The 16,616-nt window shown below is 58.7% G+C and carries 16 protein-coding genes; 9 read left to right on the top strand and 7 right to left on the bottom strand.

Annotated features, from left to right (window positions below):
- Window positions 1–225: 225 nt before the first annotated feature.
- Genes rfbF through ASD36_RS04500 form a run of 4 tightly spaced genes read left to right on the top strand, consistent with a single transcriptional unit; the run spans window position 226 to window position 3,867 of the window.
- Window positions 226–996 carry a glucose-1-phosphate cytidylyltransferase gene (gene rfbF, locus ASD36_RS04515; RefSeq protein WP_060500545.1) on the top strand — a complete coding sequence of 257 codons (771 nt, stop codon included), beginning with the start codon at window positions 226–228 and terminating at the stop codon, window positions 994–996.
- Window positions 996–2,081, top strand: a complete 1,086-nt coding sequence (rfbG, locus tag ASD36_RS04510) for a CDP-glucose 4,6-dehydratase (protein ID WP_060500544.1) — start codon at window positions 996–998, stop codon at window positions 2,079–2,081. The genes rfbF and rfbG overlap by 1 nt, the downstream gene beginning before the upstream one ends.
- On the top strand, window positions 2,078–2,641 hold the full coding sequence (gene rfbC / locus ASD36_RS04505) for a dTDP-4-dehydrorhamnose 3,5-epimerase (RefSeq protein ID WP_060500543.1): 564 nt from the start codon (window positions 2,078–2,080) through the stop codon (window positions 2,639–2,641). The genes rfbG and rfbC overlap by 4 nt, the downstream gene beginning before the upstream one ends.
- Complete coding sequence (locus tag ASD36_RS04500; protein WP_060500542.1) at window positions 2,638–3,867, top strand: class I SAM-dependent methyltransferase; 1,230 nt, start codon at window positions 2,638–2,640, stop codon at window positions 3,865–3,867. Before rfbC ends, ASD36_RS04500 begins: the two co-directional genes overlap by 4 nt.
- A 100-nt stretch (window positions 3,868–3,967) precedes the next feature.
- Here ASD36_RS04500 and ASD36_RS04495 read toward each other — a convergent pair whose 3' ends face one another.
- Window positions 3,968–4,273, bottom strand: a complete 306-nt coding sequence (locus ASD36_RS04495; protein WP_060500541.1) for a chorismate mutase family protein — start codon at window positions 4,271–4,273, stop codon at window positions 3,968–3,970.
- A gap of 171 nt (window positions 4,274–4,444) precedes the next feature.
- On the opposite strand from ASD36_RS04495, the gene ASD36_RS04490 reads away from it, so the two are divergent.
- The 5 genes from ASD36_RS04490 (at window position 4,445) to ASD36_RS04470 (ending at window position 8,931) form a co-directional block, all read left to right on the top strand.
- Window positions 4,445–5,662, top strand: a complete 1,218-nt coding sequence (locus ASD36_RS04490) for a glycosyltransferase (protein WP_060508763.1) — start codon at window positions 4,445–4,447, stop codon at window positions 5,660–5,662.
- 126 nt (window positions 5,663–5,788) lie between these two features.
- Window positions 5,789–6,505 carry a WbqC family protein gene (locus ASD36_RS04485; protein WP_060501362.1) on the top strand — a complete coding sequence of 239 codons (717 nt, stop codon included), beginning with the start codon at window positions 5,789–5,791 and terminating at the stop codon, window positions 6,503–6,505.
- The gene (locus tag ASD36_RS04480; RefSeq protein ID WP_060500537.1) at window positions 6,502–7,227 is read left to right on the top strand and encodes a class I SAM-dependent methyltransferase; all 726 of its coding nucleotides are present in this window, start codon (window positions 6,502–6,504) and stop codon (window positions 7,225–7,227) included. The genes ASD36_RS04485 and ASD36_RS04480 overlap by 4 nt, the downstream gene beginning before the upstream one ends.
- Window positions 7,228–7,249: 22 nt before the next feature.
- Window positions 7,250–8,245 carry an ATP-grasp domain-containing protein gene (locus ASD36_RS04475; protein ID WP_060500535.1) on the top strand — a complete coding sequence of 332 codons (996 nt, stop codon included), beginning with the start codon at window positions 7,250–7,252 and terminating at the stop codon, window positions 8,243–8,245.
- Window positions 8,242–8,931 carry a metallophosphoesterase family protein gene (locus ASD36_RS04470; protein ID WP_060500533.1) on the top strand — a complete coding sequence of 230 codons (690 nt, stop codon included), beginning with the start codon at window positions 8,242–8,244 and terminating at the stop codon, window positions 8,929–8,931. Before ASD36_RS04475 ends, ASD36_RS04470 begins: the two co-directional genes overlap by 4 nt.
- Window positions 8,932–9,049: 118 nt before the next feature.
- Here ASD36_RS04470 and ASD36_RS04465 read toward each other — a convergent pair whose 3' ends face one another.
- The 6 genes from ASD36_RS04465 to ASD36_RS04440 all read right to left on the bottom strand — a co-directional run bounded on the left by ASD36_RS04465 (window position 9,050) and on the right by ASD36_RS04440 (window position 16,616).
- On the bottom strand, window positions 9,050–9,814 hold the full coding sequence (locus ASD36_RS04465; RefSeq protein ID WP_060500532.1) for a CmcI family methyltransferase: 765 nt from the start codon (window positions 9,812–9,814) through the stop codon (window positions 9,050–9,052).
- Between the two features lie 74 nt (window positions 9,815–9,888).
- Window positions 9,889–11,043 carry a DegT/DnrJ/EryC1/StrS family aminotransferase gene (locus ASD36_RS04460; RefSeq protein ID WP_060500531.1) on the bottom strand — a complete coding sequence of 385 codons (1,155 nt, stop codon included), beginning with the start codon at window positions 11,041–11,043 and terminating at the stop codon, window positions 9,889–9,891.
- Entirely contained in the window at window positions 11,040–12,167 is a 1,128-nt protein-coding gene (locus ASD36_RS04455; RefSeq protein ID WP_060500530.1) for a hypothetical protein, read from the bottom strand. Before ASD36_RS04455 ends, ASD36_RS04460 begins: the two co-directional genes overlap by 4 nt.
- A 326-nt stretch (window positions 12,168–12,493) precedes the next feature.
- Window positions 12,494–13,498, bottom strand: a complete 1,005-nt coding sequence (cydB, locus tag ASD36_RS04450) for a cytochrome d ubiquinol oxidase subunit II (RefSeq protein ID WP_060500528.1) — start codon at window positions 13,496–13,498, stop codon at window positions 12,494–12,496.
- Entirely contained in the window at window positions 13,488–14,906 is a 1,419-nt protein-coding gene (locus ASD36_RS04445; RefSeq protein WP_060500523.1) for a cytochrome ubiquinol oxidase subunit I, read from the bottom strand. The genes cydB and ASD36_RS04445 overlap by 11 nt, the downstream gene beginning before the upstream one ends.
- 540 nt (window positions 14,907–15,446) lie before the next feature.
- Window positions 15,447–16,616: a M20 aminoacylase family protein gene (locus ASD36_RS04440; protein WP_060500521.1), complete on the bottom strand. Its 1,170-nt coding sequence runs from the start codon at window positions 16,614–16,616 to the stop codon at window positions 15,447–15,449.

Below are 16,616 nucleotides of genomic sequence, written 5' to 3'. Positions count from 1 at the left end.
TTCACCCTCTAGGTTACCGGTCAGAATGGACTGATTGGACCTCGAGCATGATGGAATTTCCGCGCTTTAAAAAACCTCCAACCGCAAGGCTTGAGGCTCTGCTGTCGAAGGCACCGCGTGGCTCCGGTTCTGCTCCATCACCGGCCAACCGCAATCCTGCTCCCTCTCGCCAGGCCATCGCGGACATTGTCTGCGCTCGTCTGAACTTCTAACGGGGAGGAGCGGATGAAAGCAGTTATTCTTGCCGGCGGCCTTGGGTCGCGCATCGCCGAAGAAACCCATCTGAAGCCAAAGCCGATGATCGAGATCGGCGGGCGGCCGATCCTCTGGCACATCATGAAGCTCTACTACGCTCACGGCGTGCGTGATTTCATCATCTGCTGCGGTTTCAAGGGCTATGTAATCAAGGAATATTTCGCCAATTATGGCCTGCACATGTCGGACATTACCTTCGATCTGTCGCAGAACTCGATCGAATTTCATCGCCAAAGCGCTGAAAACTGGCGCGTCACGCTGGTCGATACCGGTGAAAACTCGATGACCGGCGGCCGCCTGAGGCGCGTTGCACCTTACCTCAGGGACGAAGAGGCCTTCTGCTTCACCTATGGCGACGGTGTCGGCAATATCGATATCGGCAAGACCATTGCTTTCCACAAGAGCCACGGCAAGCAGGCGACCGTGACCGCCGTGCGCCCGCCGGCGCGCTATGGCGCGTTGCAGCTGGAAGGCACCGAGGTTCAGGGCTTCATTGAAAAACCGGAAGGCGAGGGCGGCTTCATCAACGGTGGCTTCTTTGTGCTTTCACCCCGCGTCATCGGCAGGATCGACGCGGATCATTCAAGCTGGGAAGGGGACCCATTGGTGGGGCTGGCCAAGGACGGCGAGCTGCAGGCGTATTTCCATGAAGGCTTCTGGCAGCCGATGGATACGCTGCGTGACAAGAACCATCTTGAAAGCCTGTGGCAAAGCGGTGCCCCACCCTGGAAAATCTGGTGATGACGATGACACATGACTTCTGGCGCGGAAAACGGGTGCTTGTCACCGGACATACGGGCTTCAAGGGCAGCTGGCTGACGCTGTGGCTGCGCGAACTGGGCGCCGAGGTTTCGGGCCTCTCGCTGGCGCCGCAGACCGACCCTTCGCTGCACCTTTTGCTTGGCGGCAGTATGGATGGCCCCGGCATCATCGATATCCGCGACCGCGATGCGGTGACGCATCATGTGCTGAAGACCAAGCCGCAGATCGTTTTCCATCTGGCGGCGCAGGCTCTGGTGCGCGCCGGTTATCGCAATCCGGTCGAGACCTATGACGTCAACGTCATCGGCACTGCCAATCTGCTCGATGCCCTGCGCGTCTCGGAGGGTGTGCGCTCGATCGTCGTGGTAACCACCGACAAAGTCTACCACAATGCCGAGACGGGCCTTGCCTTCATGGAGAGCGATCCACTCGGCGGCCACGATCCCTATAGCGCCAGCAAGGCGGCAGCTGAAATCGTCGCGGCAAGCTATCGCTCTTCGTTTTTTGCAGCCCGCAAGATCGGTCTTGCCACGGCGCGCGCCGGCAATGTCATCGGCGGTGGCGACTGGGCGGAAGACCGGCTGATCCCGGATGCTGTGCGGGCCTGGCAAGGGGGCGAGACATTGCAGGTGCGCCGTCCGCGTGCCGTGCGCCCCTGGCAACACGTGCTGGAGCCGCTCGGCGGCTACATGGGATTGGCTGAGCGCCTATGGCAGATGCCGGATGGAATCGAGAGCTACAATTTTGGCCCGGATCACGGTGAGGCAGCATCTGTGGGTGCTGTCCTCAGGATGGCCGAGCGTCACTTCGGTGGCGGTGCAATGATGCTTGGCGATGGAACAGACGGGCCGCACGAAGCGGGCTATCTGGTGCTCGACAGCGCCAAGGCGCGCGCCGATCTCGGCTACCAGCCGCGCTGGCGCCTGACGGAAACCGTCAAACGGACGATGGAGTGGTATCGGGCGCAAGGGCAGGGCCAAGCGGCTCTTGATCTCTGCCTCGGCGATATCCGCGATTTTGCCGGGCTTGCCACGAAGAACGAACTTTTACGGGCGGCCGGATGAGTGCGCGGTTCACGGCGCACGCAACGCCTCTTCAGGGGCTTTCCGTCATCAGCCGCAAAACCCTTTCGGATGACCGGGGCTTCCTGTCGCGGCTGTTTTGCGAAGAAGACCTCGCGGCCTTTGGTTGGCAAGGGCACATCGCACAGCTGAATGAGACCGGTACGCTCTACAAAGGCACGGTTCGCGGCATGCACTTCCAGCGCCCGCCGCATGCGGAGATCAAGCTCGTTACCTGCACCCGTGGCCGCGTTCTCGACGTCGCCGTTGACATCCGGACGCACTCGCCAACCTTTCTTCAGCATTTCGTCGTCGAACTGTCGGAAGACAATGCCTGCTCGCTGCTGATTCCGAAGGGTTTTGCCCACGGCTTCCAGGCCCTGACCGATGACGTACGGATGATCTATGCCCATTCGCGGCCCTATGCCGCCGATGCGGAAGCCGGCTTCCATCCGCAGGATCCGGCGCTCAACATCGACTGGCCGCTGCCGGTCATCAATCTGTCGCCGCGCGATGCGGCGCATCCGCTGCTGTCGCCGGACTATCGTGGAGTAGCCGTATGAAATGCCGTCACTGCGGATCGACGCATATGGTGCCCTTCCTCGATCTGGGGACCGCGCCACCCTCCAATTCCTACGTCAATGCCAATGAGCGGCACCTGCCGGAGTTCTGGTATCCGCTGGTCATCCGCTGCTGCCAGGAATGCCGCCTAGTGCAGACCGAGGATTTTGCCGATCGCGAAACGTTCTTCTCCTCGAGTTATGCCTATTTCAGCTCGTTTTCGACCTCCTGGCTCGATCACGCCAAGCGTTATGTCGCCGACATGCAGGCTCGCTTCGGCCTCACCGAAGCCTCCCATATCGTCGAGGTTGCCGCCAATGACGGCTATCTGCTGCAATATGCGAGGGAACGCGGCATCGGTTGCCTCGGCATCGAGCCGACGGCCAGCACGGCGAAGGCGGCGCGGGCGAAGGGTATCGAGATCGTCGAAGAATTTTTCGGCTCTGAACTCGGCGAAAGGCTTGCAGCCGAAGGCCGTTCGGCCGATTTGACCGCAGCCAACAATGTTCTGGCGCACGTGCCCGACATCAACGATTTCGTTGCCGGTTTCGCCCGTCTGCTGAAGGAGAACGGCGTCGCGACCTTCGAATTTCCACATCTGCTCAACATGGTGCGAGAGGCGCAGTTCGATACCGCCTATCACGAACACTATTCCTATCTGTCGCTGACATCGGTCAGCCGCGTGTTTGAAGCTAACGGTCTGTCCGTCTTCGATGTGGAGACGACGCCCTGGCATGGTGGTAGCCTGCGCGTGTTCGCGCAGCGCAGCGATACCGGAAGACATCCAGCCGCAAGCTCGGTGGCAACGATGCTCGCTGAAGAGCAGGCTGCCGGCATGTTGGATGATCGCTTCTACACGGATTTCCAGGAAGCGGCGCAAACCGTGCGTGACGGTTGCCTGACCTTCCTGATCGAGAGCCGCCGCCAGGGGTTGAAAGTCGCGGCCTATGGCGCTGCGGCCAAGGGCAACACACTGATCAACTTTGCCGGTGTCAAACCCGATCTCCTGTCCTTTGTCGTAGACAGGAACCCCGCCAAGCAGGGTCTGCTTCTCCCTGGCAGCCGCATCCCGGTTGTCACGGAAGAGTTTCTCAAAGCCGAAAAACCGGAAAGAGTGGTAATACTGCCATGGAATCTTCAGGCCGAAATCAAACAGCAACTTTCGTATATCAGCGATTGGGGTGGCAAGTTCGTAACGGCGGTGCCGACGCTGACGGTGCATCCGTAGCTGAGGGTGTCATCGCCGCTCTGCCGGATGTCGCGGACGATGCACCGGCCAAGAAGGCGGATACGGCCAGCATCAAGATCGGCTGAACGCCGGTTTGCGGCTATTTCCCGCTTTCCCCGAGGATAACCAACTCATGTTCGATCGAATGCTGGATCAGGCGCGCCCAGAGGTTCTCGTAGAAGTCCGGATCAAGCCCTGCCTGCTCGGCATTGCGGCGCGCGTTCAGCCGGACTTCGTCGACGCGTGAGGGGATGTCGGCCTTGAGCCCTGCCGGCTTCTTGATCTCCGCAGCGCGGCCGATATAGCCCCAGCGCTCTTGAAAAAGTGCGATCAAGGCCCGGTCAATCCGATCGATCTCGACGCGAATCTCTGTCATCGAGGCGCAGTCTGCCGGACGTTTCTGCATGCGGGTCTCCGAGTGTCTTTCACGGCGTTGCTGTATCGCAAGGCCGCATGTGACGCTGCTTATCAAGCCATCCCACTCCTGAAAAGCCGAAAACCCGACAGGTGGCCAAAGGGTCGCGGGCAAGCTTCGCGAAAGGCGTTGCCGCTAATGTACGGCAAACGGAGAAATTTCATGTTCGCCCAGCCGAAACTGACGATTTGTGTACCTTCGCGTAACCGCCAGCGATATTTCCAGGAAACGATCAGAAGTCTGCTGGTGAATATGCGCACGGATGTCGAGTACATTTTCGCCGATAATTCTGATGACGTCTCGATCATGAACGGTTTCATGGAGGAAATTGCGGGAGATCCGCGGGTAAAGTACCTGTCCTCTGTGGGCCGTGTCCTCTCCATGGTCGAAAACTGGGACCGTTGCGTCGAGATGGCGACTGGCGAATTCATCTGCATGATCGGTGACGATGACCATGTGGACGTAAATGTTGTGGACCTGATTGCCAGAACACAGGCCCAGCATTCCAGCGTCGATGTCTTCGTCTGGAACCGGCTGAGTTACAATTGGCCGGATAACCGGGCGAAGCGGTGCAATGTTACCATTCCCTTGAAAACCGAAGTTCACAAAATTCCGCGCTCCGCCCTGTATCGGGAATTTTTCTCCTGGAAAGGGGAGGCGGGGACGCCGAACATGGCCTTCGGCTTCTATCACGGTGCTGTCTCCATGCAGGTCATGAACAAGATCAAGGCCCGCTTCGGAGGGAAATATTGCGAGTATCCGACCGTCGATTTCGACAACGTCTGCAAGGTTCTCGTAACGGCGGAACATTTTTTCTACTCGGAACGGCCGTTCTCGGTGCTGGGCGCCTGCGTCGAAAGCAACTCCGCGAAAATAGGACAGGTGGTCGATGCCAAGGAGCGGCATGCACTGTTTATGAGCGAGGTTGGCAGGAACATCGATGATGATCCGCATATGAAGACGTTCCCATTTCCATCATCTCTCGGTCTCGCCGCTTGTATAGCCCAAACCCAGAATTGGTTCCTGACCACTTACGGCTATAAGCCGATCCCAGGATGGGAAACCAATTTTGCTAAAGCTTGTGGGATCAGTTGCGGCATGATGGATGATTTCGCGGCTTATGAAGCCGTCGCGGAAGGGTATAGAGCCGTTTTCAGCCGTTGGAAGGGCGGAAAATATCTACCGGACTTTGTCCCGGTAGATTACATCCCGGTAAGCGACGCTAAACTGTTCTCGGGGGTCACCAACGATAGTCTCGTGATCGATGAGGATATTGGTGGCGTCCAGACCCCAGCGGAATTGTATCAACTGGTAGAGCAGCTAATCGCACCACAGCACGAACTCACGTTTAAATCGCAGGAGCGTTTTAGGGCGGCTTGAGGCGATGTCGTAGACAGCCTCAAGAAAGGCGTCGGGACTCGTTTGCGGGCTGCCTGATTACCTTGGTTGCTGCAGCCTATGACGGTGTACCAATGCAACAACATATGCACAATGTTTGAACGGGTCATGAACCGTACCATCGTTATTTCACAGTCGATGTACTTTCCCTGGGTGGGTCTGCTGGAGCAAATCCGCCTGGCGGATGTCTTTGTTCATTATGATGATGTGCAATATTCCAAAGGAAGCTTCAGCAATCGTGTTCAGGTCAAGGGGATCAACGGCATTGGCTGGATGACGCTGCCGCTGCGCGATTATCATCTTGGTCAACGGATTGATGAGGTGATGCTCGACGACCGGATCGATTGGCGTTCCAAGCATCGCGAAATGCTGCGCCAGGCCTATCGCAAGGCGCCTTTTCGCGACGAGATGCTCAACCTTGTGGATCGCGTCTTTGCCGACGAAGCGGCAACGGTGGCGGATGTTTCGCGCCGGTCGATGATGGAGCTTTCCGTCTATTTCGGACTGGACAGGCCGAGGTTTCTCTCTTCGGACACGCTCCCGATTCCAGGCGCAAGCAGCGAGAGGGTCTGCGATATAGTCGACTATCTTGGCGGAAACATCTACGTCACAGGGCACGGTGCACGGAAATATCTCAATCATGAACTTTTCGAGGAGAGAGGCATCTCAGTCGAATACATGCATTATCAGCGCACGCCCTATCCGCAATTGCACGGCGACTTCACACCTTACGTCACCGCTTTGGATCTCGTGGCCAATCGTGGCCCGCAGGGCGTCACCGTGATTCAGTCAGGAACAGTCGGTTGGAAGGAATTTATGCAATGAAAACAGAAAATCTCGATGCTGTTGCAACCGAGTATCGCCCGGATGCCGCAACGGCGATCGAAAACGATCTTATCCTCAACTGGTATCCCGAACGCATCATCCGGCGGTTCGGTTCGGTCGGCTCCATCCTCGAGCTAGGGATCGGCCATGGTTTTACACCCGGCCTTTTCAACGCGGCCTGCGATCGCCACGTCATCATCGAAGGGTCGCAGTTCGTCATTGATCAGTTCAAGGCGAAAAGCCCGGATTTTGCCGGCGAAGTCGTTTTTTCCTATTTCGAAGAGTTTGAAACAGAAGAGCGGTTTGACGTCATCATCATGGGGTTCATTCTCGAGCACGTGGATGATCCGGGCATGCTTTTGGAGCGCTTCAAGAGGTTTCTGAAGCCGGGCGGACGCATCTTCGTGGCCGTTCCGAACGCCAAATCAATGAACCGGCGGCTCGGCGTCGAGCTTGGCAAGATCGACGACATCTACAGTCTGAATGCCAATGATCATGCTTTCGGCCATAAAAGGCAATATTGCCGGGATACGCTCAAGCATGAAGTGCAGAGCCGCGGCTACTCCGTCAGCTTAGAGGAAGGCATCTACCTTAAACCCTTGCCACTTGGCGTCCTGAAGACACTCCCCGATTTCCAGGAAAATCTCGATGCTATGCTGCGCGTTGGGATCGATTTCCCTGATCTCTGTGTGGCGCTTCTGATGGAAGCCCGGCCTCAATGAACATGATCAGCCAGGTCGGGATATGCCAAACAGCGCAGTGAAAAAGCCCGGCGACACGATCGCCGTCGTGGTGACAGCGGTCGGTGCGCTGATCGGACAGGGGATCATTCGCTCACTGCGTTTGTCGGGGCTTCCGATGCGAATCATCGGTGTGGACCGCGATCCCCACGGTATCGGGCCTTATTGGTGCGACGTGTTCTTTGCCAAGCCAGTAGCTGATGAGAGCTCAGACACATATCTCGACTTCTGGAAAACTCTGCTGGCAGATGAAGGCGTCGATCTTGTCCTGCCCGGGCTGGAACTCGATGTCCTGTTCTTCAGCCGAAACCGGGCAGCATTTGCGAATATGAATGCCCGCATCGTGCTTAACGACCCCGACGTTATCGAACTGGCGCAGGACAAGTGGGATTTCGGACTGGAACTGCAGCGGCTCGGACTATCCGTCATTCCGGCATTGCTCGGCGCTGGCTGGGCAGAATGTGTCCGGGATCTCGGCCTGCCGCTCCTCCTCAAACCTCGACAGGGCAACGGTTCGCGCGGTATCGCGCTTCTGCGCGACGAGGACGACTTTAACTACTGGAGCGGCAAGAGCAGGGACGCATTCCTGATCCAGAAATTCATCGGGAGTGATGAGCAGGAATTTACCGTCGGTGCTTTCGGATTTGGCGACGGCACGGCGCTGATGCCGATCATCTTTAAGCGAAAGCTGTCGGTTGCCGGCAATACCCAGTATGCCGAGGTTGTCGATCACCCTGTCCTTGCTGAGGCAGTGACCCGGCTTGCAGCAATCTTCAAACCGGTCGGGCCGACGAACTACCAGTTCCGCATGGACGGCGAGACGCCTTATCTTCTGGAGATCAATCCGCGTTTTTCCAGTAGCACGTCGCTGCGGGCAGCTTTCGGGTATAACGAGGCTGCCATGTCGGTTGAATATTATCTGTGGGGTAAGAGACCGCCGCTGCCCGAGATCCGCCTGGGACGTGGCTGGCGTTACTATGAAGATCTTGTGGTGACATGATCGCGATCATTTCGGACGTTCACGGTAATCTTCCAGCGCTGAAAGCGGTGCTGGAAAAGATAGATACACTTGGCTGCGAAACGGTCATCTCGCTTGGTGATGTCGTTGGATATTATGCTCAACCCGGCGAATGCGTTGACCTGCTGCGCGATCGAGGCGTCGTCAATATCCTCGGCAATCATGATCATTACATTGTCAGCGGCGAGGGCTGCCCGCGCTCGAAACTGGTCTCCGACATTACCGAGTACCAGCGCGGCATCATTTCGCCGGAGCAAATCGCTTGGCTCGCGCAGTCGCGTTCCTACATCATCGACGGGGCGATCTATTTCATCCACGGAGGCTGGCAGGACCCGGTCGATCAGTATCTTTATGCTATTGCCGAGACGGATATTCCCGTGGAGGCCGAGACGTTCTTTGCCGGGCATACCCATGTACAGGTTCTGCTCGACGTGAACGGCAAGACGTTCTGCAATCCTGGCGCCGTCGGGCAGCCGCGTGATGGTGATCCGCGCGCTGCGTTTGCGACGTTCGAGGATGGACATATAGAGTTGCGCCGGGTCGAGTACGACATCGATGAGACTGCATTCCACATGAAGGAAGCAGGGTTCGAGGCGAGATTCTACGAAAACCTTTACATCGGCGCACAGATCGGCGGCAGGATCGACAGGATTACGCTCGCCGTCTGATTGCGGCGGATGGCGAGGATCCTGGCCATTCCCCTTGCCCCAAATTTACGATACAGGCATGCAAAGGCCTGCGTTCTGCACCAACAGAACGCAGGCCTTGAGCAATGAAGACTGCGTGTCAGGCGGCGTCGGGTAGACGGATGCAGTATCCGCCCGGAGACGATGCCAACACGAGCTTCCCGTTGATCACTGGATCGGCCTGGAAGCGGTCGTTTTCCTGGAGATAGTCGTTGACGGCAGTCAAAGGATCGTTGCCTCGGAACCAGGATTTCGAGCGTTTTTTCGGAGACTGTTCTTCTTCCACATGCCCAACGGCCGTATCGGCGACCACCAGATAGCAACCGGGCGTCACAAGGGGACCATAGGCGCGGCATTCGGCCAGCACGTGGTCGTAGGAATGGTCGCTGTCGAGAACCACCATGACCCTTGCACCGTCAGGGATGAGATCACGGACGGCCTGCAGGGTGCTGCCGTCGACGGAGCCGCCTTCGATAAGCGCGATACGGCTCGCCATCGGATGGGTCTCGATCGCGTCGCGGTTATGGGCGCGGATGTCGATATCGACGCCGATCACCTTGCCCTTGTCATTGCCGGTCATCGCCAGCAGAGAGGCCATGAAGATCATCGAGCCGCCGCGCGCGACGCCGGTTTCGATGATGATGTCGGGCCGGGTGTTCCAGATGATCTCCTGCGTCGCCATGATATCGGCCGGCAGCTGGATAATCGGTACGCCCATCCAGCTCCAGAGATAGGAGTAATCGTAGGTATCCAGCGCAATCATCGTATCGAGCGACTGCTTGAAGAGTTGCGTATCCTTGCCAAGCGCCAGGCACATCTCCTGCTTGTGCGCTTCAAATTCCTGGCGATCGTCTTTGGTTGTCATGGAATGCGGTACCTTTGTCATTCAAGACGGCTGTCTGGGGCCGTGTGGCCGGCGGCGGGTGATGCGCCGATGTTTCAAGCGGATTTCGCCAGGGGTGGTTCGCCGGCTGCCCGGCTGTGGATGAGGCTGACGATGACATCGGTTACTCGTCCGATCTCGCCTTCGGTCATGTCATGATAACTCGGTAGATTGATGGCCCGTTCCGGGATATCCCAGGCATGCTGGTTGCTGCGCTGCTCCTGAAACATTGGCAGGCTGGTCAGCGGATGGAAGAACACGCGCGCGTCGATATTGGCGGCGCTGAAAGCCTGCTGTAGCATTTCGCGGGTGATACAGATGTCGCGGTCGAAGACGGCGGTGGGCATCCAGGCACCGTTGATGGTGCCGGTGTTTTCAGGGTTGAGGCTGATGCCCTGAAAGGCATTCAATTTTTCGGCATAACTGGCCAAAATCTCGCGCTTGCGGGCGATCAGGCCATCGACGCGTTCAAGCTGAGCACAGCCGAGTGCCGCCTGGATGTTCGACATCTTGTACTTGAAGCCTATATCATCCGGCCAGAACTGCTTTTTCTGGTAGCGGGCGCGGCCGTGATTGCTGAGCGTCAGTACCTTTTCGAACAGGGCGTCGTCGCTGGTGACGAACATGCCGCCTTCACCCGTCGTCAGTGTCTTGGTGCCGTGGAAGGAGAAGGTTCCGAACGTACCCATCGATCCGGCGCGGCGGCCGTGCCATTCGGAACCGATCGCTTCGGCCGCATCTTCGATGACCGGAATACCGTGACGGTGGCCGATATCGAGAAGCCGGTCCATGTCACAAAGATTGCCGTAGATATGGGTGGCGATGATCGCTTTGGTCTTTGGCGTGATGTGGCGCTCGACTTCGGTCGGGTCGATGCACCAGCTGTCAGGGAGGATATCGACGAAGACCGGCGTGGCGCCGAGATGGACGATCGGGGCCGCCGTGGCAATCCAGTTGGTATCGGCGAGAATTACCTCGGCGCCTTGCCCGATGCCAAGGGCTGCCAGGCCCATGTGCATCGCGCCGGTGCAGCTCGATGTGGCGATCGCATGGCTGACGCCAAGGTGTTGGCGAAAACCGTCCTCGAAACGAATGATGTAGTCGTAGCAGCGGTCCCCCCAACCATTGGTGGCGGCGTCGGCGGCGTAGGCAACTTCTAGCTCGGTAATCGAGGGCCTGGTATAGGAGATTCTCGACACGGTCGGGTTCATGCGGCCTTGGTGTCCTTGCTGTAAAGGGCGCCTCCACAGATCAGCTCGACCGGCGCCATCATCAGTCTGACTGTCGTATAGAATTCCGTGGCGTCGCGTGCGCCAGCAACGAAACGATCGATCAGCAGTACACCGTCATGCAAGCCACGCCGGTGATCCTTTTGCCGTACCTCGTGGAATTCGGGACGGAAAAACGGCGCGAGATGGCCGCCCTCGAACTCTTTCAGCGCAGCGAAATAGGCGTTGCCCTTGTTCTTGTAGGCCTCGCGGCTGGTTTCCATCATGCAGTCGATCATCAGCGCACGCACAAAGGCTTCGCCGCCGCCGGACCAAGGCGTATCAAGCTCGCGCAGTACATGAAACTGCACCTCCGCCACTGCTCCGGCGATACCTAGGCCGGAATGGAAGGGGAAATTCCAGGGATGAAGCGGCGGCTCAGCGCTAAATGGGACGAGGTTGATGGCCGACATCGGTCTGGCGCAGAAGGCCAGTTCATTGGCAAACAAAAGAACCTTGGCCGCCCATTCATATTGCGGTACCGGCGTCGACCAGTCCTGCAGCTCCGGTAATTGCAACAGTGCATCCAGAAGCGACCTGCGGATCGCCGCATGATAGAGGCCGAACGGCATTTTCGGGCTGTTGAGGCTGTTTTCCCAGTAGAAAAAAGCCTTCAGCATGATGGTCTTGTCGAGTTTTTCGATGTGGTAGCTGGCCGGAATGGCGACCGAGCTCGCGTTGCCGGGCTCAGCATGGCGATCGATCTGAAAGGCATTCCATGCGAGCGCATCGACATTGGGCGACGTCGTTTCAAGGAAGGCGACCATGGTTGCGAGGTCGCTTTCGATGACGTCGCCAGGATTGACCAATGTCACCCAATCGCCTTTGGTGGCCGAGACGGCGTGGCGCCAGAGATGCTGGCGGGTTGAGCCTGCGGCGACATCGGCAATCACGATCGGCGCACTGTCGGCGGCAAGTTCGGCAATGGCGCCTGGGAGCGCGACATCTGCCGGTTTTGCGATAACGATCTCGAAATTCTCGCTGGGTTTTTCCAGCAGCAGCGTCACCAGCGGCAGCACATCCTGCGTGGCGGTTTCCACGGGAATGCAGATCGAGAGTTTGGTCATGGCTTGCCTCGTGACGTCAGCGGTCCTTGCCGGACCATCACTGCCGTGACCAATCCGGAAAATGGTCACATCAGCAGACAAGTACCTTCTGCGAAGAGGAGGGTGCGGTCCTGTCTCTCGGCGGAAGCCATTGCCTGCTGACGTGTGGTTTAGGGATAACGCAGGAAACTTGAGCGAAGCTTTGCATGGAGAGGCAGGATGCACGGCGCGTTATGCGCCGAGCGAGAGTTTGATGGCAAAGCCGATGATGGTGACGGTCAGAACGCCCAGAAACCACAGGCCGACGAACCACAGGAGCTTTTTCGAAACGCTATTTTCGTCCGGCATCAGTGATAGCCCTCTTCCGGATCCATCTTGCCGCGGAACACCCAATAGGCATATCCGCTATAGATCAGGATGATCGGCACGAGGAAGGCCGCCCCCCACAACAGGAAGGCCAGGCTCGAGTCCGGCGCTGCCGCATCCCAGATGGTCACCGATGGCGGTACCATATAGGGATAGAAGCTGATCCCGATGCCGGCAAAGCCGAGCACGAAAAGCCCCAGTGCGGCCAGGAACGGCTGGACATCACGCTTGCCGCGAATTCCCATGAGCAGCAGCGCAAAGCAACCCAGCACCAGCACCGGCACAATGAAGCTGAAGATCGCAGTCGGCCATTTGAACCAGCGCTCCAGGTAGATCGGCTCGAGGAACGGCGTCCACAGGCTGACGATACCCATGGCGGCGACGGTGGCAAAGCATGTGCGCAACGCGATCCTGCGGGCTTTCTCGGCCAACTCGCCGGTGGTCTTCATCACCAGCCAGGTCGAGCCGAGAAGCGCGTAGCCAATCAGGATGGCAAAACCGGTGGCGATGGAAAACGGCGTCAGCCAATCCCACCAGGCGCCGGTATAGGCACGGTCGGCCACCGGGATACCCTGCACCAAGGCGCCGAGTGCCACGCCTTGCGCGAAGGCTGCAACCATCGACCCGCCGGCAAAGGCCCAGTTCCACAGGAACTCGCCGCGTTTGGTGCGCCAGCGATATTCGAAGGCGACACCGCGGAAGACGAGGCCCAGCACCATGGCGATGATCGGCGCGTAGAGAGCAGACAGGATGACGGAATAGGCCAGCGGAAACACCGCCATCAGCCCGCCGCCGCCGAGCACCAGCCAGGTCTCGTTGCCGTCCCAGACCGGGGCGACGGAATTCATCATCACGTCACGGTCGCGTTTTTCCGGAAAGAACGGGAAGAGGATGCCGATACCGAGGTCGAAGCCGTCGAGGATGACGTAGGCGAGCACCGCAAAGGCGATGATGGCAGCCCAGATGAAGGGAAGATCAATGGCCATGATGTGTGCTCCCATGGGTATGTCCGGTCGCGGGTCCTGGCATGATGCCCGAGGTCCTGATCGGCCCGTCGTCAAGATCGGGCATCGGATCGCGTGGCAGGCGCTTCATCAGCCGCAGGATATAGAAGGTGCCGGAGCCGAAGACGAAGAAATAGACGACGATGAAGGCGATCAGCGAGGCGGCGACGGCAGGCGCTGCGACCGGCGAGATCGAGTCCGCCGTCAGGAGCTGGCCATAGATCGTATAGGGCTGGCGGCCAACCTCGGTGGTGATCCAGCCGGCGAGCACGGCGACAAAACCGGCAGGCCCCATCAGGACGGCCGCCCGATGCAGCCAGTCGGCGCTGTCGAGCGTACCTCTGAACCGACACCACAGGCTCCACAGCCCGATGCCGAGCATGGCGAAACCGATGCCGACCATGACGCGGAAGGACCAGAAGACGACAGCGACCGGCGGCTCGAGATTGTCCGGGATAGTATCGAGACCGGCAAGCGGCGCGTTGAGGTCATGCTTGAGGATGAGGCTCGAAAATTTCGGGATCTCGATCGCGTAATCGATGCGCTTCTCCGCCGTGTTCGGGATACCGAACAGGATCAGCGGCGCGCCGTTGGGATGGCTGTCGAAATGCCCTTCCATCGCCATGACCTTGACCGGCTGGTGTTCCAGCGTGTTGAGGCCGTGGAAGTCGCCGGCCATGATCTGGATCGGTGCGACGATGGTCGCCATCCACATGGCCATCGAGAACATGGTGCGCGAGCGGCGCGGCGCGGTGTTCTTCAGGAGGTGCCAAGCGCCGACGCCGCCGACGACGAAGGCGGTGGTGAGGTAGGCGGCCAGCACCATGTGCACGAGCCGGTAGGGGAAGGATGGGTTGAAGACCACTTTCCACCAGTCGAGCGGAATGAACTGCCCCGCCTCGTTCATGCCGAAACCGGCTGGCGTCTGCATCCAGGAATTGACGGCAAGGATCCAGGTGGCCGAGATCAGCGTGCCGAAGGCGACCATGAAGGTGGCGAGGAAATGCAGCTTCGGTCCGACCCGGTGCAGGCCGAACAGCATGACGCCGAGGAAGCCAGCTTCGAGGAAGAACGCGGTCAGTACCTCATAACCCATCAACGGCCCGATGATCGGCCCGGCCTTGTCCGAAAAGACGCTCCAGTTGGTCCCGAACTGGTAGGACATGACGATACCCGAAACAACACCCATGCCGAAGGCGACGGCGAAGATCGTCTTCCAGAAGTTGAACAGGTCCATGTAGACCTGATCCTTTTTCCACAGCCACAGCGCCTCGAGCACGCAGAGGAAACTCGCAAGGCCGATGGAGAAGGCTGGGAAGATGATGTGAAACGACACCGTAAAGGCAAACTGGATACGGGCGAGCAATGTCGCGTCAAAACTCTCGAACACGGTACAATCCTTTCGAGGGTCTGGCCGCCGTCTCTTGGCCTGTCCGTTCGCCACGGTTTGTCCCCGGCCGTGGCGGATGAGCATGGCGCCGAACCCTTGCGATCATAGTCTGGCTCAATGCCGCAAAAAATCAATGACATCGTTGCAACCATGATGTCACACTGCGACAATCGCCCACCTGCGGCATAGTTGCATCGGCCAGATTCAGGCCGCAGATTCTTCATCCGTTGTCGGGGAGCTTGAGGGTGGTCGTCCTGAAATGCGACATCCGTAAAATTTTAACAGTCGTTTTAAGCGGCCTGAAAATCCTGGCGGCTATGGTCGGTGTATCGAAGAACGAAGCCTGCCGAACGGTCCCGTTGCACGATGCCAACTGTGTCTTTGCCGGGTTTCGATCCTGATGGCCTGCACCACCCGTCAAATCTTTGCGGTCGCGTGCAGGCCCGATCTTTCGACTGATCGTTTTTGGCGATCGACTGCTTACACTGTCCCGACTTGCCGCAGGAATGTCCCTTCCTGCGGCTTTTTCTTTTGGACCGGTTAGGGCCGGGCGAGATAGGCTTCCGCCAGCTCGGTCCAGAAGGCGGCGCCGATCGGAAGGAGATCGTCGTTGAAATTGTAGCCGGGGTGATGCAGCGATTTTTCAGTTCCGGTGACGCTGGAGCCGAGGAAAAAATAGGTGCCCGGCCGGTCCTTGATCATATAGGCGAAGTCTTCGCTGCCCATGAAGGCCCGTTCGAGATCGACAACCTTGTCTGCTCCGGCAAAGCGTATGGCGAGATCGCGGACGAAATCGGTTTCAGCCTTGTGGTTGATCGTGGCATCGTAGCTGCGGTTGTAGTCGACCGTTGCCGTCATCCCATAGCTTGCCGCCTGATTTTCGGCGATCAGCCGGATGCGGCGTTCCAGTTCGTCGCGCACCTTCGGATCGAACGAGCGGATACCGACGACGATTTCGGCTCGTTCCGGAATGATGTTGCTGGCCGAGCCGCTGTGGAACGACCCGACGGTGATAACGGTCGGGTCCATCGGGTGGATGTTGCGCGACACGATCGATTGCAGCGCCATGACGATCGATGCGCCGCAGACGATCGGATCGGCGGTTTCCTGCGGTTCGGCACCGTGTCCGCCAAGGCCGTGAACGGTGATCTTCGCTTCATCGACGGCAGCCATGATCGGGCCTTCCCGCAAAGCGAACTGGCCGAAGGGCAGGCCGGGCTCGTTGTGGAGCGCAAAGACGGCGTCACAGGGGAATTTGTCGAACAGGCCTTCGTCGATCATGATCTTGGCGCCGCCGAAATTCTCTTCCGCCGGTTGGAAGATGAGGTGCACGGTGCCGTCGAAATTCTTGCGCTCGGCGATGGCGCGGGCAGCGCCCAGCAGCATGGTCGTGTGGCCGTCATGGCCGCAGGCATGCATCAGGCCGGGTGTCTTCGACGCGTAGTCGAGCCCGGTTTCCTCAAGGATCGGCAGCGCGTCCATGTCAGCGCGAATACCGATCGAACGGTTGCTGGTGCCGTTCTTCAGCGTTGCCACAAGGCCAGTCTTTGCGAGGCCCCGCGTCACGGTATAGCCAAGGCCTTCAAGGCACGTAGCGACGAAATTGGAGGTGCGGACCTCCTCGAGCCCCAGTTCGGGATGGGCATGCAGATCGTGGCGGATGGCCACCAGTTCCGGCATCGCGTTGGTCAGGTTCACATTCAAGGTCAT

This window comes from Rhizobium sp. Root1334, assembly GCF_001426665.1.
GTDB lineage: Bacteria > Pseudomonadota > Alphaproteobacteria > Rhizobiales > Rhizobiaceae > Pararhizobium.
The sequence above is the reverse complement of the archived record's forward strand: the minus strand, read 5'-3'. Positions and strand labels throughout refer to the sequence as shown.

Bases quoted from the DNA above. Each gene is read 5' to 3' on its own strand.
- rfbC (WP_060500543.1), top strand. From the start codon at position 2,078: ATGAGTGCGCGGTTCACGGCGCACGCAACGCCTCTTCAGGGGCTTTCC.
- ASD36_RS04500 (WP_060500542.1), top strand. From the start codon at position 2,638: ATGAAATGCCGTCACTGCGGATCGACGCATATGGTGCCCTTCCTCGAT.
- ASD36_RS04455 (WP_060500530.1), bottom strand. From the start codon at position 12,167: ATGACCAAACTCTCGATCTGCATTCCCGTGGAAACCGCCACGCAGGAT.
- ASD36_RS04490 (WP_060508763.1), top strand. From the start codon at position 4,445: ATGTTCGCCCAGCCGAAACTGACGATTTGTGTACCTTCGCGTAACCGC.
- ASD36_RS04495 (WP_060500541.1), bottom strand. From the start codon at position 4,273: ATGCAGAAACGTCCGGCAGACTGCGCCTCGATGACAGAGATTCGCGTC.
- ASD36_RS04460 (WP_060500531.1), bottom strand. From the start codon at position 11,043: ATGAACCCGACCGTGTCGAGAATCTCCTATACCAGGCCCTCGATTACC.
- ASD36_RS04475 (WP_060500535.1), top strand. From the start codon at position 7,250: ATGCCAAACAGCGCAGTGAAAAAGCCCGGCGACACGATCGCCGTCGTG.
- ASD36_RS04470 (WP_060500533.1), top strand. From the start codon at position 8,242: ATGATCGCGATCATTTCGGACGTTCACGGTAATCTTCCAGCGCTGAAA.
- cydB (WP_060500528.1), bottom strand. From the start codon at position 13,498: ATGGCCATTGATCTTCCCTTCATCTGGGCTGCCATCATCGCCTTTGCG.
- ASD36_RS04465 (WP_060500532.1), bottom strand. From the start codon at position 9,814: ATGACAACCAAAGACGATCGCCAGGAATTTGAAGCGCACAAGCAGGAG.
- rfbF (WP_060500545.1), top strand. From the start codon at position 226: ATGAAAGCAGTTATTCTTGCCGGCGGCCTTGGGTCGCGCATCGCCGAA.
- ASD36_RS04480 (WP_060500537.1), top strand. From the start codon at position 6,502: ATGAAAACAGAAAATCTCGATGCTGTTGCAACCGAGTATCGCCCGGAT.
- ASD36_RS04485 (WP_060501362.1), top strand. From the start codon at position 5,789: ATGAACCGTACCATCGTTATTTCACAGTCGATGTACTTTCCCTGGGTG.
- ASD36_RS04440 (WP_060500521.1), bottom strand. From the start codon at position 16,616: ATGACCTTGAATGTGAACCTGACCAACGCGATGCCGGAACTGGTGGCC.
- rfbG (WP_060500544.1), top strand. From the start codon at position 996: ATGACGATGACACATGACTTCTGGCGCGGAAAACGGGTGCTTGTCACC.